Raw genomic sequence first — 20,724 nt, forward strand, 5'->3', positions numbered from 1 at the left:
GCCACCAATAGGGAGCAATACGATGCCGCCCTAACACACCTCTTGACCTCAGCATCGTCATGTGAGCCTGGGATCAAACAGCTAGCCCACAGCCGCGCCATGTTGGTCTTGGTCTAGGTGTCTCGACGAACACCAGACGGAAAGGATCGATTCCCGCGCATATTGCTGGCGCCGGCGCGCCATGCATGCGCCTGGCCCCGAAGTGAAACGGCGCCTGTTCTGATTGCCATGTGGTGAGGCAGGGCTCGTAAACGTGCAGCTCATGGGCTCTGGGTCAAGCTATACACAGCTCGCGGCCGCAGGGGCAACAAAACCCTGCCCATGCGGCCCTCTATGGCCCGCCACTCTTGACATGACAGCCAGAAAGTCGTACGGCTGTATACATCATAGTTCTTTAGAGTTCAGAGCGCTGGGCTCACGAAGGAGAATCGTATGGATGACAGCCTTTATGGAAGCCGTGATAAACGGGGCCAGTGGTCACCTCATAAGCGGCCCGCCCGCGAGCCCTTGTTTGTATGGCCGGCTCAACCGAAAAAGTTTCTCGTATGGATATTCGGCTTTCCTGGATATCTTTGGCCCTGGAATATGCTCCTCATCGGTATATCGGTTGTCGCGTGGGTCTATCTGACGCCGACGATGGATACGATGCGAGAGTTCAGCATCGGCTGGGTGGCGGCTATTCTCTTGCGCAACGCCGCGCTGGCCGTCCTTATATATGGAGGGCTACACACGCTGCTATACATTCAGCGCCGCCAAGACACTAGCTTCAAATACAATGCAAAGTGGCCCGACACCGACAATTCAGTATTTTTCTTCAAAAGCCAAACGGTAGAGAATGTCTTCTGGACTATGTGTAGCGGGGTGCCTGTTTGGACGGCTTATGAGGTGCTCGCTTGGTGGATGTATTCGAATGGTCACATGGCTCAACTGAACATTGAACAGCATCTTCCTTACTTTATCGGATTGCTGCTGATTACGCCTGCGTGGTTAAAACTGCAATTCTACTTGGTTCACCGCTTGATCCACATTGGGCCCCTCTACCACATCATCCACAAAGTGCATCATAATAACGTTAATCCGGGACCATGGTCGGGTTTGTCGATGCATACGTTTGAGCACATCCTATATTTCTCTGGAGTGCTTCTTTACTTCGTTGTGCCCTCTCACCCGACGAACGTGATGTTCTGCCTTATGATCCAGGCGCTGATCCCAGCGCTGGGTCATCTCGGCTTCGACAAGATTGTATCCGAAGGGGACAAGCATCTCGATACCGAAGGCTACTATCATTACCTGCACCACAGGTATTTTGAGGTGAACTATGGCGATACGTTAATCCCGTTTGATGAGTGGTTCGGCACAGCGCACGATGGCTCGCCCGAGGCCGACGAAGCGATGTACAGGCGAATGAAGGCAAAAAACTTCAACCGCAGCGGTTCCAAGACATAAGCTGCATTCGGGCTGCCCTTTTCTCGGCGAATAGTTGCTCTCTGCAGCAAGCGGGGCACGGCGGTTTTGCATCATTAGCGCCGTGTTCGATACCAAACCAAAGAGAGAAAGAGACATGACCAAACCAGGAGAGTGGGTGAAGGTTTGCGCCTTGGAGGCTTTAGCGCCTGAAGAAGCTATGAGGTTCGACCATGGCGGGCGCTCGTTCGCAGTCATTCGGTCGCCAGACGGCAACTACTTTGCGATCGACGGGCACTGCAGCCATGAAAAGGTCCATCTGGCAGACGGCATTGTGGACGGCAACATCATCGAATGTCCCAAGCATTTTGGGGCCTTCGACTACCGAACCGGCGAAGCTCGAGCTCTGCCCGCTTGCATCGACCTAAGGCGCTACGAGATCAAGATCGATTCCAATGTCGTGTTCATCAAGTTCTGAATGCCTATCGGGAGGAGAGTGATGCCGCATAGATACCAGCTGCACCATTATGCTGCACGAGATTGCCCGCATGAAACCTGAACGCCCTATGGTAATTGTCGGTGCGGGCGAGGCGGGAACGGCCGCTGCTGTTGCGTTAAGGGAGAGAGGGTGCGGCGGACGCGTCATCCTGATCGGCAATGAAGCTACACTACCTTATGAACGACCGCCGCTATCAAAAGACCTGTTGGCCGAGAGTGGAGATGATGGGCCAAAGTTCCTTATCACTCATGAGCGGCTGAAAAATTTGGCAATCGAATACCTTGATGGGCGCAACGTCCAGTCAGTCGATCGCGATACACATACAGTTTCGCTCTCGGGGGGCGAACGCCTGGCTTACGAGCGTTTGCTCTTAGCGACCGGCGCCCGTCCGCGAGGACTAACTGTCCCAGTCAACCCACAATGTCGAGTGACTGCGCTTCGCACTTATGCCGACGCTGTCGCTATTCGGCGGGCCCTCAGGCCAGGATGTAATGTCGTGGTGATCGGAGGTGGCTTCATCGGGCTTGAAGTTGCTGCAAGTGCGATATCCAGGGGCGCCTCTGTGACAGTGCTTGAGGCCGGCCCACGTCTGCTGATGAGAGCGGTACCAGCCAGCATGGCAGAGCGCATCAAAGCAAAGCACCTGGGTGCTGGCGTCCGCATTGAGCTGAATTCTACGGTCACGGGAGTCGAGGCGGCTGAAGAACGATCTGCGGTATTGTTGGCTGACGGCCGCACATACCTCGCCGATCTAGTGCTGGTGGGAGTCGGTGCCGTTCCAAACATAGAACTTGCACAAGCGGCCGGGCTAGCGATCGAAAATGGGATCGCGGCGAACGACACGCTAGCCACCTCCGATCCTGACATTTTTACGGCCGGCGACTGTTGTTCTTTCCTGCATCCCCTCTACGGCGAGCGAATTAGGCTCGAGGTGTGGCGGAACGCGTGGCAACAGGGCGCGGCTGCGGCAGCTAATATGTTGGGCTCGAACTCCGCTTACGAGCGCGTTCCATGGTTCTGGTCGGACCAGTACGACGAGACGCTTCAGATCGCTGGTATATGTAGTAATTCGGGTGCCGCTATAAACAGGGACCTTGGCGAGAAGGGACAGATCTCCTTTAACTTGGCCCCTGACGGGCGCTTAGTGGCGGCATGCGGGTTTGGCAGTGCTGCCGCTATCGGAAAGGATATACGCATCGCCGAGGCGATGATCGAAAGGCGAATTTGCGCTCAAGCTGACGCACTGGCAAATCCCGCAGTCGCCCTTAAATCGTTGATGTAGCATTAAGCGGCATTCCAAGACGCACCAAATTTAAGGATCACTGATATTGAAGATTGACAATTGAACGACATGAGGCAAATGCATTCCGCGCTCACCCGCTCATTCTGCCGATGACCAGCTGAACCGCAGAGCAGGCCTTCTGTTCGATAACCAGGTGGGGGTCTGATAATGCGCCGCGTTTTTGCCGTGAGCAGTCATCTGCTGCAACTCGGCGGTCACCTGCCCAGGATCGTGCATCGAATGTTCAAGGTGATCGCCTTCCGGCAATGACAGCCAAACCAACAACGTTTGGGGAGTTCGATCCTGACAATATGTTCAGAAAAGAGGCGGCTTTGCCTTACATAGAACGAGGGCGAGATATGACCATTGGAGTTGCGGTATGAGCGGAGAAGCGGAATTAAGGAAGGTGGGCGCGATCGAAATTCACGACCTGATGAGAGATCGCATTTGTCTTCTTGATTATGCGCCGGGGACAATGCTTCGGGAAAGCGACATCGCTGTTGAATTCCACGTGAGCCGGACACCAGTTCGTGAAGCATTCCAACGGCTGTCGATCGAAGGACTGGTAGAGGTGAGAAACGGCATCGGTACTTTCGTGACAACCCTTGACCCCGTGCAAATGCGTGAGGTTTTCGATCTTAGAATTGAAATGGCGCAGCTTTTTGGCCGAATTGAAGCCCGTGATGCGACGACAGCAGATGTGGCTGTCTTGGAAACCCTGCTTAGCCGGTCACACGGTTTGGCAGAGAAGTTTGATGTCGGTGAGCATTGGCAAATCAACCATATCTTACACTTCGCGATTAGCGATCTTTTGCTAAACAAGGTGTTCCGTGAGATGTGGCACAACCTTTATTTTAGGGCTGCCAGAGCATGGTATGACATGTCCCGCGACATATGGCCGGATGCCGTTAGATTGCTACAACTAGAAATAACTGATCTGCTCACAGCAGTGCGAGAGAACGATATCGAGGCAGTCGGTTATATCAAACGCAACTACATCAAATTTTCGTGGAAGCGTATCTCTTCCAAGCAGCAACAATAGCACGGCCCTGCAAGTTCGTTGATGCTACGCGGTCTGCCCGTTTCGCTTTCTCTTGAGCCGACCTGTCATTCAAGCCTTGCAGGCTGATCCTCGGCGACCAACCCTGCACTTTCGTAATAACCACGCCTACATGGGAATTGATCTATGGACGTACGCGCCGCTGTTGCCGTTCAGGCCGGAAAACCGCTTGAAAATATGACCGTTCAGCTCGAAGGTCCGCGCGCCGGCGAGGTACTGGTCGAGGTGAAGGCGACGGGCATTTGCCACACCGACGACTTCACCCTCTCAGGCGCCGACCCGGAAGGTCTCTTCCCCGCCATTCTCGGCCACGAGGGCGCGGGCATCGTCGTCGATGTCGGCCCGGGTGTGACTTCGGTTAAGAAGGGCGACCACGTCATTCCGCTCTACACGCCGGAATGCCGCGAATGCTTTTCGTGCCTTTCGCGCAAGACGAACCTTTGCACGGCCATCCGTTCGACGCAGGGTCAGGGTCTGATGCCCGACGGTTCGTCGCGCTTCTCGATCGGCAAGGACAAGATCTTCCACTATATGGGCTGCTCAACCTTCGCCAATTTCACCGTGCTGCCGGAAATCGCCGTCGCCAAGGTCAATCCCGCCGCCCCCTTCGACAAGATCTGCTACATCGGCTGCGGCGTCACGACGGGCATCGGCGCCGTCATCAACACGGCCAAGGTGGAGATCGGCTCGACGGCGATCGTCTTCGGCCTGGGCGGCATCGGACTCAACGTGCTGCAGGGCCTGAAGCTTGCAGGCGCCGACATGATCATCGGCGTCGACGTTAATCACGGCCGCAAGGAGTGGGGCGAGAAATTCGGCATGACGCACTTCGTCAACCCAAAGGAAGTCGGCGACGACATCGTGCCCTACCTCGTCAACATGACGAAGCGTAACGGCGACCTGATCGGCGGCGCCGACTATACATTCGACTGCACAGGCAGCACGAAGGTGATGCGCCAGGCGCTCGAATCATCGCATCGCGGCTGGGGCAAGTCGATCATCATCGGCGTCGCTGGCGCCGGCCAAGAAATCTCGACGCGCCCATTCCAACTCGTCACCGGCCGCAACTGGATGGGCACCGCCTTCGGCGGCGCACGTGGCCGCACAGATGTTCCGAAGATCGTTGATTGGTACATGCAAGGCAAGATCCAGATCGACCCGATGATCACGCATACAATGCCGCTGGAAGACATCAACAAAGGCTTCGATCTGATGCATTCCGGTAAGAGCATCCGCGGGGTGGTCGTTTATTAGCCTCAGGAGGATAATCTCAAGGCGATGGTGCGGATATCTACGATTTGCGCAGCTTGCGCGCTCGCAACGCAAGGGTGTCGGCGATCCCGCTCTCTATTCAAATGCTCCCTTCGCCATGAGCGCTCGCCTGACGAATTCTAGTCATTTCGATACTGTCACAACAGGGCACCTTTAACGATACGGGGAGGCGTGATGCAGCAACTCAAGGTTCTTCAATCACTCTGGGCAATGGAGCGACGCGAGCCCGATGGGTTCGAACGAACTCTTGACGAAAACCTTCGCATGATTGCAGACGCGCGCTTTGATGGAGTAAGCGTCTTCCTCGGCAGTAAGGAGCAGTCTCAGTCGCTTAAACGGGCGCTCGGCGGAGCCGGCCTGCTTGTCGAAGCATGCGGGCTTCCTGCGAGCGATGATGATTTGAAGCGGCAAATCGACTTTGTCGGTGGGCTTGGCGCACTGCACTTCAATGTGCAACCGGATGTAAGACTGCGTCGACTAGCCGATGGCATCGACCTCATTGAGCGGTGGATGAAGATCAGCGAAGGTGCTGGCTTTCAGGTTTATTTTGAGACGCATCGCAATCGGCTCACGACCGATCTCTTCTACACACTTGATCTGTTGGATGCCGTGCCGAGCATGCCGCTTCTCGCGGATGTGTCGCATTTCCTTGTAGGTCGCGAGTTTGCTTGGCCTGTAAGCGACGAAAATCATCGGCTCATCGAAAGAATTTTGGATTCATCCTGGGCATTTCATGGCCGTGTGGCATCGCGCGAACAGGTACAGATCGAGATCTCATTCCCGCATCATAAGATGTGGGTGGACCTGTTCGCTGGCTGGTGGCGCTACGGATTCGAAAGTTGGCGCCGCCGCGCAGATTTTGACGCCCAACTAAGCTTTACTTGTGAGCTTGGACCACGCCCTTATGCAATCACAACCAGTGCTGGAAATGACTCGACAGATCGTTGGGCTGAAGCGCTGCTAATGCGCGATCTCGTGATGGGTGTTTGGGCCGCGCCAGCATTAACAGGCGTCTAAACCTGCATGTTAGGTCCTCCCAAAGGGAGCCTAGTTGAGGCTTTTGGTGCTTCAGGAGGGATGCCGGCCAAAGACATTGGGGCGCCGGCATTTGTTTCGGCAATCATCTAGATCCCATGAAGCCAGCGTGACAGAATTACTGACGCGGTTGGCTCGCAAGATGCGTAAGCCCAGGTATGCCCCAGATCTCGGCGGCCTGGAGGTAGGCGGCCGGCAGGAGGTCGTTGATCTGCCCGCTGGGATCGTTGACGATCCTGGTGAGGAAATCGGCGCGATCGCCGAGCGGTTGGACGTCGTTGAGTTTGCGGATCTCAAGGCGACGATGGCCCGTGCTCCGCGACGCCGTTCGATCCTGCGAAGAGCGCGTTCATGCCTAGGTGGGCCGCGCGAAACGTGACCGCTCTCAGCCTCCGGCTTCCGATTGCTCCTTCAATCGAATGACCATATTCACTCACCCTGCTACGGCCATTTGTCTGGGTCATTTTGACGACGCACGTTTGTCCAAGCCTTGCGGCTGCTCAATCATGCGGCATTGGCTGCCGCGAGCACCTCGCCTTTGCGCTGCCCCGGGCAGAACTCCGACGTTGTCGATAAGCCGCGTCCCGCCCAGCCAGGCGGCGACGATCAGGCGGGCCGGTCGATCCGCGGCGCCAAGCGGCGACAGGTCATGGTCTGCTCGTAGCTCGAGATACTCGACTCCGTCGTAACCGGCAGCGAGGATCGCTTGCCTGGCCTCGGCAAGCACAAGCTCTGCCGGCGCTCCCGCCGACAGCCGCTCGGCCGAGGTGGAGAGGATTTTGGGGAGCTTTGGCGCTGCCAAGCGCTGTTCGGCCGAGAGCCTGACATTGCGCGACGACATCGCCAGGCCGTCGGCTTCACGTACCGTTGGACATGCTACAATCTCGATCGGAATGTCGAGATCGCGCACGAGCCGGCAAACGCTGGAAATCCTTCTCGCCGAAGAAGGCGAGATCAGCACGCGTCTGGAAAAAGAGCTTGGCGACCGTCCGCTGCATTTGGCGCGTAGAGCAGATGAGCGCCGAGCGGCGCAAGTGACCTGCCACTGAACTTTCATCCAGTGGCGATTAGAGCCTCGGCCGTTTCTGTTATGCCGTATGGCGCGGTTTGAGCAACCAGCGGAGACGCGAAGCCTTCATTGAGCGCAGCGTCGGAGCCGGTTGCGGCGAGGGTTCCGGCGAAGGCCGCCGGGGTCTGGTAGCCGAGCGAGGAATGGGGCCTCGCGGTGTTGAAGTCCTGCCTCCATTCGGCAATGGCACTGCGGGCGTGGTCGAGGCCGAAGAACAGGCTCTCGTTCAACAGCTCGTCGCGCATTCGGCCGTTGAAGGATTCGACGTAGCCATTTTGCATCGGCTTGCCCGGCGCGATGTAGTGCCATTCGACGCGATGATCCGATGATCCTTCGACCAGGCGAGGATGGCGTTCGAGGTGAACTCTGTGCCGTGGTCGGAAACGATCATGTCCGGCTTGCCGCGCCAGGCGATCAGGTCAGTCAGTTCCCGAGCAACGCGCCGACCGGAGATCGACGTGTCCGGGATCGCGGCAAGGCATTCGCGCGTCACGTCGTCGACGATGTTCAGCACCCGGAACCGCCGCCCGCAGGCGAACTGGTCATGGACGAAGTCCAGCGACCAGCGCGCGTTCGGCTTCGCCTCAACCAGAATCGGCGCCCGCGTGCCGACCGCTCGTCGCCGTGCCCGGCGCTTGCGCACCGTCAGGCCCTCCTCGCGGTAGAGCCGGTAGATGCGATTGACCCCTGATGGCTCGCCCTCTCGCTGGAGCAGAATGAACAGGCGTCGATAGCCGAAGCGGCGGCGCTCGTTGGCGAGGTCGCGTAACCTTGTGCGCAGCTCCGTCTCCGGCGGACGCCGGGACCGATAGCGGACCATCTTGCGATCGGCACCGACGAAGGAACAGGCCCGACGCTCCGACACGCCCATGACGGCCTGCAGATGCGCGACGGCTTCGCGCTTGGCGGCGGGCCCTACCATTTTTTTGAAAGAAGCTCGCGCAGTGCCGACGCTTCGAGCATCTGGTCGGCGAGCAGCTTCTTCAGCTTCGCGTTCTCGTCTTCCAAGGCTTTCAGCCGTTTGGCATCGGAGACGTCCATCCCGCCATATTTCGCCTTCCAGTTATACAGCGTCGCCTCGGAGATCCCATGCTTGCGCGCCAGGTCGCCCGCCTTTGCTCCCGCCTCATGCTCACGCAGAACCGCGATGATCTGCTCTTCCGTAAACCGCTTTCTCTTCATCAGTCCGTCCTTCAATCGAGGCCGGACTCTAATCTCAGATGGAGGAAATTACCCGTGGCAGGTCACAAGCTTGGCGGCATCGTCATGCTCAGTGCGCGGGTAGGCCGCGAGATCGGCCGCGCTGTTAAACTGTTTCGGGTTGACGAACAGCGTCACGATAACCCGGTCGGCCTTGGCGAGCGCGGTACGCACCAAGCTCAGATGGCCTTCATGCAAGGCACCCATAGTCGGCACGACAGCGACCTTCAGGCCATTCTGACGCCATCCGGCCAAAGCCATGCGCAACTCGGTGACGGTTCGTGCGATCGGAATGCTCATGCGCCTTTTCCACCATTGACCGTCCTTGGCGCATCGTCGCCGAACTGATGCTCGGCCGCTGGAAAGCGGCGGTCGCGGACTTCCTGCGCATAGGCAGCAATCGCCGCCTCGGCGATCTCACCGAGTTCGGCATAGCGCTTGACGAATTTGCGCCGGAAGTCGCCGAAGATGCCCAGCATGTCGTCGACGACGAGTATCTGCCCGTCACAGGCCGCCGAGGCGCCGATACCGATCGTCGGGATCGCTACCTCTGCGGTGATCCGGCGGGCGAGCGTCTCGGGGACCTTCTCAAGCACCACCGCGAATGCCCCCGCTTCGCTCACGGCATGCGCGTCCGCCCCGACGCGCTCCGCATCACCGCCTCTGCCCTGCACGCGGTAGCCGCCGAAGGTATTGACCGCCTGTGGCGTCAAACCGACATGGCCCATGACCGGCACGCCGCGTGCAGCGAGGAAGCGGATCGTCTCGGCCATTGCCTCGCCACCTTCGAGCTTGACCGCCGCGCAGCCGGTTTCCGCCATGACACGTGCGGCATTGCGGAAGGCCTGCTCGGGGCTTTTCTCGTAGGAGCCAAACGGCATGTCGACGACCATCAGCGCCTGCTCGAGGCCGCGTCGCACGGCCTGGCCGTGCATGACCATCATCCAGCGTCACGCCCAGCGTCGACGGCAAGCCGTGGAGCACCATGCCGACGCTGTCACCTATGAGAACAATGTCACAATACCGATCAACGAATTTTGCGATCGGCGTGGTATAGGCCGTCAGGCAAACGAGCGGCGTTCCACCCTTCCGGGACCGAATATCCGGCGGTGTGATTGCCCTGGTGTTGGCAACCGCGCTCAAGAGGGCTCCTTCCCAACGTTATCAACCGCGAACGGTGTCGTGTCGCCGAAGCAAGGTCGTGACCCTGACACGCCGAGAAATCGTCCGGCCGGAATTTTTCGGGCTGCGTGAGGCGCTATTTTATTCGCCTCGCGGAAACACTTCGAAAAGTGGGAGGCGGACACAAAGCCGCAGGATACCGCAATCTCCAAAACAGGCATCGCCGACTGGGCAAGCAGGAGTTTCGCGTGTTCCAATCGCAATTCCCGGAAGTAGCGGCAGGGAGAGCGACCAATGTCATTGCGGAACAGGCGTTCCACCTGCCGCCTCGACACACCCGCAGCGGCCGCGAGGTCCGCCATTGTAGGCGGCGTGGCCAGATTTCTCTGCATCAAATCGATGAGTTTCACCACCGTCGGGCTGAGCCTGCCATGCTGACGCAACAGCGGCAGCCGCTGGCGCTCATCGCCGGTGCGGACACGGCCGGCGACGGCCAACTCCGCAACGCTCACCGCAACAGGTTCACCGCAATGATGTTTCACAAGCTCGATCATCATATCGAAGGCTGCCGTGCCCCCGGCGCAGCTCCAGATGTTGTTATCAACCTCGTAGACGGTGGCTACCGCCTCGATACGCATGAACCGCTCCTTGAATCCCGGCAGGGCCTCCCAATGGACGGCGCATTTGCGGTCGTTCAGCAGGCCGGCTTTGGCCAAAGCAGCGACACCGTTTCCAAATGCGCCTGTCCCAATGCGACGCTGGCGACATTCCCGCAACCATGCGCTCAGCACCTTCGTTTCGCGCCCTTTATCATGCTCATCACCGAAGACCAGAGCCAGGGCCGGGCGTTCAGGCTGCATCAGGCATCTGCGCTCCTGGGCCAAGTCGGCGTCGGCCGTGACAACGATGCCGCAGCTTGCCCTTACGGCTCCGCCCAGGTTGGAAACAATACGCCAGCGAAAGGCTTCACGCCCGGCGGCTTTGTTGGTGAGGCGCAAGACGTCCAAGGCCGATGAGACAGCGAGAAGTTCGAACCCGGGTGCCAAATAGAGGGCGACAGTAACCGGCTCTATGGCAGGAGCGGATGCCCAGGCGCGCTGGGACCAGTGATGGACCATTTTAGACTCTCCGCAGTGTTCTCTTAGCGACGCGGTATAATTAGCACCGCGCCTAATTTGAGTGATGGCTGAAATCGAGGAAAGGACGATTGCGTCGGCATGGCAGTAGCTTTGCGACGCCGCCCTGGTTCGGCCGCACCGCCACCAACGAAATGCAGGCCGAGGCGGAGCGGCCTTTCTGAGCACCGGCGGAGGTGGGCACCGGCGACCGCGGCCGCCTTAGGCACTTTGCCGCAGGCCGAATACCTCCCTTCCTTTCCTTTCCTACAGTGTTGGAGAAGCACATCCAATTTTGAGAAGACGCCCGATCATCTGCTTAAGTCTTGCATGGTGGGTGCCGTCTAAGCGTTAGCAAGAAGGGCAATTATTTTGACGGCCTAACATAAAGCTGGATCTGATCAACTTTCCCTAAGACGACATCGCTACGGAATTTGCTATCTCTCATAACCCTTCCACGCACATGGCAACCCCCATGCCGCCGCCGATGCATAGGGTCGCTAGACCCTTTGAAACGCCGCGCCGCTTCATCTCGAACAATAGGGTATTGAGCACGCGCGCGCCGGACGCGCCGATCGGATGACCAATGGCGATGGCGCCGCCTTTGACATTGACGATCGCCGGATCCCAGCCTAGGTCTCTGTTGACGGCGCATGCCTGAGCCGCGAAAGCCTCGTTTGCCTCGACCACCTCCAAATCGCCGATTGTCCAACCGGCCTTTTCCAGCGCCTTGCGGGATGCCGGGATCGGGCCGGTACCCATAACCTGCGGATCGACGCCAGCAGTAGCCCACGAGACGATGCGGGCCAGCGGCTGGATGCCACGACGACCGGCTTCTTCCTCGGTCATCAGCAGTGCTCCGGCAGCACCGTCGTTGATGCCGGAGGCATTGCCGGCGGTGACCGTTCCTTCCTTATCGAACGCGGGGCGAAGCTTGGTCATCGATTCCAGCGTCGCGCCGTGGCGGATATATTCGTCCTGATCGACGGAGACGTCGCCCTTGCGGCCCCTGACAACGAAAGGAATGATTTCGTCGGCGAAGCGGCCGGCCTTCTGCGCGGCTTCCGCCTTGTTCTGCGACGCGAGTGCGAACTGATCCTGATCGTCGCGGGAGAGCTGCCACTTCTTGGCGATGTTTTCGGCCGTTGTGCCCATGTGATAGCCGTAAAATGCGTCGGTCAGGCCGTCTTTGATCATGGTATCGACCATCTTGAAGTCGCCCATCTTCACGCCGCCGCGCAGGTGCGCACAATGCGGCGCCATCGACATGGATTCCGTGCCTCCGGCGACGATGATCTTGGCGTCACCCGTGGCAATCTGCTGCATGCCGAGCGCCACCGCGCGCAGGCCCGAGCCGCAGAGCTGGTTCATGCCCCAGGCCGTGGCTGCCTGCGGAATGCCGGCCTTGATGGCAGCCTGGCGGGCAGGGTTCTGGCCTTCGCCAGCGGACAGGACTTGGCCGAGGATCACCTCATCGACTTCGGCCGTCTCAATGCCGGCGCGCTCGAGCACACCCTTGATGACAGCCGCACCAAGCTCATGGGCCGGCGTGTTGGCAAAGGAACCGTTGAACGAACCAACCGCGGTCCGTGCTGCGCTGGCGATGACAATAGATGCAGTCATGATTGTTCCTTCCAGCTAAATGACTGACACGGCCGCTATGGCAGGGTATCAGTTGACGATTGTCGCTTCGGTGGCGTTGCGGAAGTCGCTCTCGCTCACGCCTTCAGCAAGCTCAACGATTTGCAATCCGCCTTCGACGACATCGAACACGCCCAGATTGGTGATGATCCTGTCGACCACCCGCTGACCGGTCAGAGGTAGGGTACATCCCTTCAGAATCTTGGATTCGCCAGCCTTGTTGGTATGATCCATGACCACAACCACGCGTTTCACGCCGGCGACCAGATCCATTGCACCGCCCATGCCCTTGACCAGCTTGCCAGGGATCATCCAGTTGGCAAGATCACCCTCCTCCGACACCTCCATCGCGCCGAGGATAGCCATAGCAATCTTACCCCCGCGGATCATCGCGAAGCTTTGCGCGGAGTCGAAGAAGGCCGAATGCGGAAGCGCAGTCACTGTCTGCTTGCCGGCATTGATGAGATCCGCGTCAATGGCGTCTTCCGTCGGGAACGGGCCTATACCGAGAAGGCCGTTCTCCGACTGCAGCGTCACGTTGACCCCTTCAGGAATGTGGTTGGCAACCAGAGTTGGAATGCCGATGCCGAGATTGACATAGGTCCCGTCTTCAAGTTCGCGAGCCGCTCGCGCAGCCATCTGGTTTCGATCCCAAACCATGTGTTTCCTTCCCTTACGCTGCTACGCGTGTCGTGCGTTGTTCGATGCGCTTCTCGTGTTCCCCCTGGATGAGGCGATGCACGTAAATCCCGGGCAGGTGAATCTGATCGGGATCGAGGCTGCCGACCGGCACAATCTGTTCGACCTCGGCAACGCAAATCTTGCCGCAGGTTGCTGCCGGCGGATTGAAGTTGCGAGCCGTCTTGCGAAAGACAAGGTTGCCTGTCGTGTCCGCTTTCCAGGCTTTAACAATTGCGAGGTCAGCAACGATGCCAGTCTCAAGGACATAGGTCTCGCCGTTGAACGCCTTATGCTCCTTACCTTCGGCCACGACCGTGCCGACGCCGGTCTTAGTATAGAACCCCGCGATTCCGGCACCGCCAGCACGCATACGTTCTGCAAGCGTACCCTGCGGATTGAATTCGAGCTCGAGCTCGCCGCTGAGATATTGCCGCATGAACTCGGCATTCTCACCGACATAGGAGGAGATCATCTTTTTGATCTGCTTCGTCCTCAGCAGCACGCCAAGCCCGAAATCGTCGACGCCGCAGTTGTTCGAGGCGATCGTCAGGTCTCTGGTCCCCGCCTCGCGGATCGCACTGATCAAAAGTTCCGGGATGCCGCAAAGGCCAAACCCGCCGGCAGCAATCGTCATGCCATCATGCAGAACACCCTCCAGCGCATCTGCTGCACCGGAAAAGACCTTATTCATCTTGTCCTCCACTTTGCGATACCCGCGCTTTTTCAGCCAGACCACCTGCGGTAGCCGCAAAACCTGCCGCTGCTCCGATCAGCACCGAGCGGCGAGTAAGGCCGGAGTTCAGGGTTGCCGTATCGTATTCCTTTTTATCTGCTCTCTGGTGGTTGCAGTGGCTACGCCGGTCCGAGTTCAGTCCGGCGGGGGTGGCTTCTGCCGGCTTAGACCGAGCATGCTTCGAACCTCGGCCGGGCCAAGAAGGCGGACCCCCAATGCCCCGATCAGATCGGCGGCGCGCGCAACCAGTTCAGCATTGGTCGCCAGCTGTCCCTTACCAAGAAAGAGGTTATCTTCGAGACCGACGCGGACATTGCCACCGGCAAGGATTGCCGCGGCGACAAAGGGCATCTGGTCCCGCCCCAGCGAAAAGGCCGACCAGGTGCAATCCGGCGGCAAGGCGTTCACCATCGCCATTAGGGTGTTCAAGTCATTGGGAGCACCCCACGGCACCCCCATGCAAAGCTGCATCAGCGCCGGAAACGGGATCACCCCGTCGGCCAGCATCCGCTTCGCGAACCACAAATGGCCGGTATCGAATATTTCCAGTTCAGGCCGCACGCCCAAATCCGCGATGACCCGCCCCATGGCGCGCAGGATCCCCGGGGTATTGACCATGATCAACCCGGAATCGCCGAAATTCATCGATCCGCAATCGATGGTACAGATTTCCGGGCGGCATTCGACGATATGAGCCAGACGCTCGCTCGCGCCGATCAGATCGGTGCTTGCAGCATCAAATGGCAGCGGCTGTTCCTCTGGACCCAGCACCAGATCCCCGCCCATACCGCAGGTCAGATTCAGTACGACATCGACATCCGCGCTGCGAATCCGGTCGGTCACTTCGCGATAAAGAGCAAGATTGCGAGAAGGCGCGCCGGTTTCTGGATCGCGGACATGGCAATGCACTACCGCTGCGCCCATCCGCGCGGCCGCTATGGCATCATCGGCGATCTGTTTCGGGCTGCGCGGAACGTGTGGGGATTTGTCCTGCGTATTGCCCGAGCCGGTGACGGCACAGGTGATAAAGACATCGCGCTTCATTTCCAAAGGCATTTCAGTATTGTTCCTGTGGCTGGCTGCTCCGCGTCACGCGTGCAGCTAGTATTCCTATACTCACGAAGCCGCATTCCAAGCGATTGGGCGCAGGGCCGCGGTTATGCCACTTCCTTAGGGCGCAGATCGCGAATGGCATTCCCGGCGCCTTCTGGCCGGGGCAGGACCGCATGGGCCGCAGCCAGCCGCTCCAGCGCCGCCGCCACATGCGGCAAAGGCGGACACACCGCGCGGGTGGCCAGATCGACATGTAGGATCATGACCTCCACCGTCGCGGCAAGCCTGCCATCAGGCGCGAGGAACCGATGGAAAATGTGCGTTTTCTTGCCGCTGGAAAAAAGCACCTGCGTCCTCACGGAGATCTCGTCGCCCTGATGCAGTTCGGCGAGATACCGGATATGGCTTTCTGCCGTGAAATGGCTCCGGCCAGCAGCGATATATTCCGCCGTGACACCACAGCTTTCGGTCAGCGCATCCGTAGCATTCGAGGCGACCTCTAGGTAATGCGCCTCGTTCATATGGCCATTCGCATCTGTCCAGGTCGGCGGAATAACACGCCGTGCGGTGAGGAGAAGCAACTCATCATCTTGGCGAAAGGCCAGCCCTGCCTCATGCGCTCGCACGGTGCCGCCCGCCCCGACCCGCTCCGCCTTCAGCGCCCTAATTAGCGCGACCAGGCTGGCATCGCGCGCCTGCTCCATCTGTCTGATGCTACGCCCGTTCACCTGTGCATCGGATTGCCCCGCGATGCGCTCGATCAGCGCCTCGTCCAGCTCGGGCACATCCATCAAATGCGTCAAGGGCTCCGCCAGTGACGGCCCGAATTGCGCGAGGAAATGGCGTATCCCGGCCTCGCCCCCACCCAGACGGAAGGAGTCGAATTGCCCCATCTGCGCCCAGCGAAGGCCAAAGCTATACAGGATCGCCTCATCAATCTGGGCGGTGGTCGCGATTCCGTCTTTGACCATCCACAGCGTTTCGCGCCAAACAGCCTCCTGCAAGCGGTTGCCGATAAAGCCGTCGATTTCCCGATCAAGCACCAGCGGATGCATACCGACCGAGGTCAGGATTTCCGCCGCGCGCGTTTTCGTAGCGGCGGGTGCAGTATCGGATCCGACGATTTCGACCAATGGCAGCAGATAAACCGGGTTGAATGGGTGCGCGACGATCAGCCGCCCGGGTATCGAGCATAGTTTTTGCAACTCACTTGGGCGGAAGCCTGATGTCGAGGAGGCAAAAACAGCCCCGGCCTTCAAATGCGGCTCGATTGCTGCGTAAAGCCCTCGCTTGAGTTCCAGCCGTTCTGGAGCGCTTTCCTGCACCCAGTCGGCCCCTGTTACCGCGTCGAAGACAGTATTCGCGTAGCTAAGCTTCCCCGGCAGTGGCAGCACACGATCGTAAAGCGCGGGAAGACTAGCCCGGGCATTGGCCAGCACGTCCTGCATCCGGCGGGGGGTCTCGGGTGACGGGTCGAAGACGCAGACATCGAAACCGTTCAGCAGGAACCGCGCCGCCCAGCCCGCACCTATTACCCCGCAGCCGATGATCGCGACCTTCATGTCAGGCCACCTTCTTCGACAGGACCGCGGCCGGCACAATCAGTGCATCAACAGCGATTGCACCGGACTCGGTGACCATCACTGGATTGACATCAATCTCCGCGATCCGCGAGCGGAGGCCGGCGCAAAGCTTCGAAAAGGCGCTGAGAGCATGCGCGGCCGCCCTCATGTCACGTGGCGCTTCACCACGCACCCCATCGATCAGCCGCGCCACTTTGAGGCGACGGATCATCGCCTCGGCTTTTTGCGGCCCGAACGGCGCCCGGGCAAAGCGGCGTTCGTCGAAAAGCTCGACCAAAGTTCCCCCTGGCGAGACCATGATTAGCGGTCCGAAGTCCGGGTCCATGACGCAGCCAAAGGCCAGTTCGATGCCTTTTTCGGCCATTTTTTGCATTATTACACGCGAGCCAAGCCGTCGCGACAAGTCCGCGTAGGCCGCCTCGAGTGCTTTTAGATCGCGTAGGTTTAATACGACGCCCCCAGCGTCACTCTTATGGTCGATCCCCGCGGCAGTTTTTAGCACCAAGGGAAAGCCTAGCTTAATCGCTGCTTCCTGAAGTTCTGCAACGTCTTCGCAAATGACGCTTTGCGCCGTCGTAACGCCAAAGGCATGCAGCAAGTCCAGACTCGCAAATTCATCCATCGGTGCGGAAAGCTTTGCGCTCCAGCGGGCAAGCATCACCTCATCAGGCGCAGTCGGAGGGGACTCGACGCCTTCGCCTTTTTTCGGCTGGTTCGCCCACGCTTGAACCCTGCGCACCGCTGCCATTGTCGCTTCGGCGCCGTTCAGGCAGGGAACCCCAAGATCGGCCAGTTCGTCCCCAAGACGACGGTTATTGGCCTGACCAAAGCTGGTATAAACGAAGCAGGGCTTAGCGGTTAGGTCCGGTAGTGTCTTCGCTAGTGCGAAGACGCCTTCCTGATAAATGTAATCGTCACGGAAATCCGCTTCGAGACCCAGCATTGAGACTTCTGGGGCCGCAGCGAGAATGCCGAGGCCGCGCTCGAAAACCTTTGGGAAGTCGTCCGTCAAATCCGTAGCACAGTCAAGTGGATTGGAGGGTTCGAGTTCTGGCGGCAGCGCAGCGCGCAGCGCCTCGCGGGTCGCCTCGCTCAAGACGGCAAGCGGCGTTTGCATCTCGCTGGCCAAATCGACCTGCAATTCGCGCAGACCGCCGCTGTCAGTCACCAGACCGACACCGCCCGGCCCAGGCTTTCGGCCCGTCGAACAGAGGAGCGCCGTATTCATCAGATCATCGATCGTATCGACCATGATCGCTCCACATTCTTCGAACACCGCCTCATAAGCTGCGTTCGAACCGGCCAGCGCCCCTGTATGCGATCTGGCAAGTCGGGCACTTTCTTCCGTCCGCCCGACCTTGCAAACGACAACCGGAATGTCGCGCGATCGCGCAAGGTTCAGGCTGTCGACTAGCCCCTGAGGATTGCGCGCCGCTTCCATGAAGACCGCGATAGTGCGGGTAGTTTCGCGGGTGGCCGCATAAGCTATGTATTCGTCGATCGTCGCGCCAATCTCCTGACCAGGTGAAACCATTAGATCAAAGCGGTAACGAGGATCGTTCATGCCCAGAACGGTGAAAACGCTGCCGGAATGCGCGATGAGCGAAATCCCCCCCGGCTTCAAATGACCGGCGGGATAGAAGCTGGCGACCGCACCGCTGCGGGTATTGATGAATCCCATGCCCGAACCGCCGCAGACCGGGATGCCCGCCTCGGCGGCAATAGCGCGCAACCGCGTCAGTATCGGGCTGCCGTCGGCCGCTTCGCCATGACACGTATCGAAAATGACCGCCGAGCGCGCATCCTTTTCGATCGCCTCGATAAGCGCGCGCTCAAGATTGGCTCGGCCGACACCAAGCACAGCTACATCGGGCGCATGATCGAGATCCCGGATCGAGGTCAGCGCCTCACGACCCATGATTTCACCGCCGCGCGGATTTACGAAGCTGATCGGGCCAGCGAATTCCCGCGAAAGCGTGGAAGTTGCCAGACGTGCGCCAAAGGATCCGGCTTTGGCTGAGGCACCGACCACAACCATCGAGCGGGCCTCGAACATCGGGGAAAGTCGATGTGTCATGTCTTAGCCCTTGAATGCCGGATCGCGTTTTTCGGCAAAGGCTAGCGAGCCTTCACGAAAATCATCAGAACGCAGCATCTCTTCATAATGGGGCATGTCGCTTTTCCCGACCCAGGCGCGGCGCACCGCTGCATGAGACGCCTCGACCGAGGCATGAGCGTAATGGCGCATGTATTCCTTGAGTGCGGCGGCAACCAACGGCGCGCCCTGCGCGATGGTGGCGGCAATCTCGCGAGCGTGATCCATCAACTTATCGGCGGGTACGACATCACGCACGAGACCCCAATGCTTGGCTTCATCGGCGTACATCTTGCGACCTGTCAGAATCAGATCCATCGACACGTTGAATGGAATACGATGATGCAATTTTTGGATTGCACCCCCATCCGGTAGGAAGCCGCGCTGCATTTCAGGCAACCAGAAATAAGCGTCCTGGGCACAGACGATCACATCACCGCCAAGCGCAAGCTCGAAGCCGCCTCCGATCGCCCCCCCGGCCACGGCGACCACCACCGGCTTGTAAAGGCCGAAGAATTCGGGCAACCCGCCCAGCCCGCCAGGCCCAAGATCGAAGCCCTGCTCCGCGTGGGTGCTTTCGCCTGCCACGAAGGCTTTCAGGTCCCAGCCCGCGGAGAAAATATTCTTCGCGTTGCCGGCACTGGACAGAATGGCCACGCGCAGGTCGGGATCGTCATTGAGCCGGGAGAAGACCGCATACATCTCGCGGCTTAGCGACAGATTGATCGCATTGACCGGCGGTCGCTTCATCGCCAATTCGAGGACCGGCCCATCTATTTTGACATCAAGCTGCGCCAATGTATCGTTCATCTGATCCCCATTAGTTCGGCGACTAAACCGGCCTCAGGCTTCAAAACCGCTTGATTTTGGCACTGAATGGGCCGAACACAACCGCGTTTCAATTCATCGAAAGTTGAATAGGATTCATAGTGCGGTACTGGAAGCATATTCCGCCAATGAGATCGTTGCTAGCGGTAGAGGCCACCTCGCGCCATGCAAGCTTCTCGGCTGCGGCTGAGGAGCTGAATGTCAGTCAGTCTGCTATCAGCCATGCCGTTACCGCGGCTGAGGCCTTCCTCGGCGTGCAGCTCATAGACCGCACGACCCGCCCGATCAGCCTGACAACCGAGGGCAAGATCTACATGGCCACGCTGAGCAATTGCCTGAACCAACTGGCCACCGAGGGCGACGCGCTGCGCCGGTCAAAAACGCGCAACACGCTGACGATCTCCTGCAATCTGGCTAATGCAAACTACTGGCTGCTGCCCCGGCTGAAGCTGTTTCACCGCGAGTATCCGAAGCTGCAGGTGCATCTGGTGACGACCTATCAGGGCTTGGCATCCCTCGATGATGGCATCGACATCGCCGTGCGCTTTGGCGATGGTAACTGGCCGAATTGCTCGTCACGTCTGCTCTTCCGGGAAAGGATTGTGCCGGTTGCCTCGCCCGATTATCTGGAACGCAATCCGCCGGTGCACCAAGCCGCCGACCTCCTTGACCACACCCTATTGCATGCCATGTCGCTGGAGCGATCCTGGTATGACTGGAACCAGTGGTTCGAGCAGTTTGGCCTTTTGCCGAGTGCCGGTCTGCCCGGCCCCAGCTTCGACAATCACCTACTAATGATGCAGGCCGCGCTTAACGGGCGCGGCGTGGCGCTTGGGTGGATCGGGACAGCTTACGAGTTCATCCGCCAAGGCCAACTGGTCAAGGTCATTGATCTCCCCGTGATCCTCCGCGAGGGGCTATATGTTGTCATCCGCAACCGGCACGATCCGCAGATCGAATGTTTCGTCGACTGGATCACGTCCATGACCGCCGCAGAAGCCGAGGCGCTGCGCGCTCCCTTCTAATAAATCGGCGTTTGTTGATGGGTCTCG

General features: G+C 59.1%; 15 protein-coding genes and 4 pseudogenes. 7 read left to right on the plus strand and 12 right to left on the minus strand.

The annotated features are described in order from the left end of the window. Positions 1 to 432: 432 nt before the first annotated feature. From NKH36_RS24560 to NKH36_RS24585, 6 genes are all read left to right on the plus strand, one after another. Positions 433 to 1,446 (plus strand): sterol desaturase family protein, encoded by a 1,014-nt coding sequence (locus NKH36_RS24560; RefSeq protein WP_352964931.1) that lies wholly within the window; start codon positions 433 to 435, stop codon positions 1,444 to 1,446. Positions 1,447 to 1,561: 115 nt separating this feature from the next. Next, complete coding sequence (locus NKH36_RS24565) at positions 1,562 to 1,882, plus strand: MocE family 2Fe-2S type ferredoxin (RefSeq protein WP_352964985.1); 321 nt, start codon at positions 1,562 to 1,564, stop codon at positions 1,880 to 1,882. A 70-nt stretch (positions 1,883 to 1,952) separates the two neighbouring features. Beyond that, positions 1,953 to 3,185, plus strand: coding sequence for an NAD(P)/FAD-dependent oxidoreductase (locus tag NKH36_RS24570; protein WP_352964933.1), 1,233 nt, complete (start codon positions 1,953 to 1,955; stop codon positions 3,183 to 3,185). A gap of 379 nt (positions 3,186 to 3,564) precedes the next feature. After that, positions 3,565 to 4,227: a GntR family transcriptional regulator gene (locus NKH36_RS24575; protein WP_352964934.1), complete on the plus strand. Its 663-nt coding sequence runs from the start codon at positions 3,565 to 3,567 to the stop codon at positions 4,225 to 4,227. 144 nt (positions 4,228 to 4,371) lie between these two features. Next, on the plus strand, positions 4,372 to 5,499 hold the full coding sequence (locus NKH36_RS24580; protein ID WP_352964937.1) for an S-(hydroxymethyl)glutathione dehydrogenase/class III alcohol dehydrogenase: 1,128 nt from the start codon (positions 4,372 to 4,374) through the stop codon (positions 5,497 to 5,499). Between the two features lie 192 nt (positions 5,500 to 5,691). After that, positions 5,692 to 6,534 (plus strand): sugar phosphate isomerase/epimerase family protein, encoded by an 843-nt coding sequence (locus tag NKH36_RS24585; protein ID WP_352964939.1) that lies wholly within the window; start codon positions 5,692 to 5,694, stop codon positions 6,532 to 6,534. Positions 6,535 to 7,012: 478 nt separating this feature from the next. Here the strand turns inward: NKH36_RS24585 and NKH36_RS24590 are convergent. From NKH36_RS24590 to NKH36_RS24645, 12 genes and pseudogenes are all read right to left on the minus strand, one after another. Further along, a pseudogene (locus NKH36_RS24590) lies at positions 7,013 to 7,538 on the minus strand (pantoate--beta-alanine ligase); the annotation flags it as partial. 67 nt (positions 7,539 to 7,605) lie between these two features. Further along, a pseudogene (locus tag NKH36_RS24595) lies at positions 7,606 to 8,803 on the minus strand (IS3 family transposase). A 66-nt stretch (positions 8,804 to 8,869) separates the two neighbouring features. Further along, a pseudogene (locus NKH36_RS24600) lies at positions 8,870 to 9,121 on the minus strand (pantoate--beta-alanine ligase); the annotation flags it as partial. Next, positions 9,118 to 9,964: pseudogene (gene panB, locus NKH36_RS24605) on the minus strand (3-methyl-2-oxobutanoate hydroxymethyltransferase). The pseudogenes NKH36_RS24600 and panB, both read right to left, overlap by 4 nt. Then, positions 9,961 to 11,061: a GlxA family transcriptional regulator gene (locus NKH36_RS24610; RefSeq protein WP_352958903.1), complete on the minus strand. Its 1,101-nt coding sequence runs from the start codon at positions 11,059 to 11,061 to the stop codon at positions 9,961 to 9,963. Before NKH36_RS24610 ends, panB begins: the two are co-directional and overlap by 4 nt. Positions 11,062 to 11,502: 441 nt before the next feature. Next, positions 11,503 to 12,684: an acetyl-CoA C-acetyltransferase gene (locus NKH36_RS24615; protein ID WP_352958905.1), complete on the minus strand. Its 1,182-nt coding sequence runs from the start codon at positions 12,682 to 12,684 to the stop codon at positions 11,503 to 11,505. 45 nt (positions 12,685 to 12,729) lie between these two features. Beyond that, the gene (locus NKH36_RS24620; RefSeq protein WP_352958902.1) at positions 12,730 to 13,359 is read right to left on the minus strand and encodes a 3-oxoacid CoA-transferase subunit B; all 630 of its coding nucleotides are present in this window, start codon (positions 13,357 to 13,359) and stop codon (positions 12,730 to 12,732) included. Positions 13,360 to 13,372: 13 nt separating this feature from the next. Continuing rightward, positions 13,373 to 14,071: a CoA transferase subunit A gene (locus tag NKH36_RS24625; protein WP_352958900.1), complete on the minus strand. Its 699-nt coding sequence runs from the start codon at positions 14,069 to 14,071 to the stop codon at positions 13,373 to 13,375. Positions 14,072 to 14,248: 177 nt separating this feature from the next. Continuing rightward, on the minus strand, positions 14,249 to 15,169 hold the full coding sequence (locus NKH36_RS24630) for a beta-keto acid cleavage family enzyme (protein ID WP_352958898.1): 921 nt from the start codon (positions 15,167 to 15,169) through the stop codon (positions 14,249 to 14,251). Between the two features lie 101 nt (positions 15,170 to 15,270). Next, complete coding sequence (locus NKH36_RS24635; RefSeq protein ID WP_352958897.1) at positions 15,271 to 16,728, minus strand: carnitine 3-dehydrogenase; 1,458 nt, start codon at positions 16,726 to 16,728, stop codon at positions 15,271 to 15,273. 1 nt (position 16,729) lies between these two features. Next, entirely contained in the window at positions 16,730 to 18,805 is a 2,076-nt protein-coding gene (locus NKH36_RS24640; RefSeq protein WP_352958895.1) for an acetate--CoA ligase family protein, read from the minus strand. Positions 18,806 to 18,829: 24 nt separating this feature from the next. After that, on the minus strand, positions 18,830 to 19,654 hold the full coding sequence (locus NKH36_RS24645) for an enoyl-CoA hydratase-related protein (RefSeq protein ID WP_352958894.1): 825 nt from the start codon (positions 19,652 to 19,654) through the stop codon (positions 18,830 to 18,832). Positions 19,655 to 19,800: 146 nt separating this feature from the next. Between NKH36_RS24645 and NKH36_RS24650 the strand changes: the two genes are divergently transcribed. Next, complete coding sequence (locus NKH36_RS24650; RefSeq protein WP_352958892.1) at positions 19,801 to 20,697, plus strand: LysR substrate-binding domain-containing protein; 897 nt, start codon at positions 19,801 to 19,803, stop codon at positions 20,695 to 20,697. Positions 20,698 to 20,724: the final 27 nt, after the last annotated feature.

The sequence above is a fragment of the Mesorhizobium sp. M1312 genome (assembly GCF_040318115.1).
GTDB lineage: Bacteria > Pseudomonadota > Alphaproteobacteria > Rhizobiales > Rhizobiaceae > Mesorhizobium.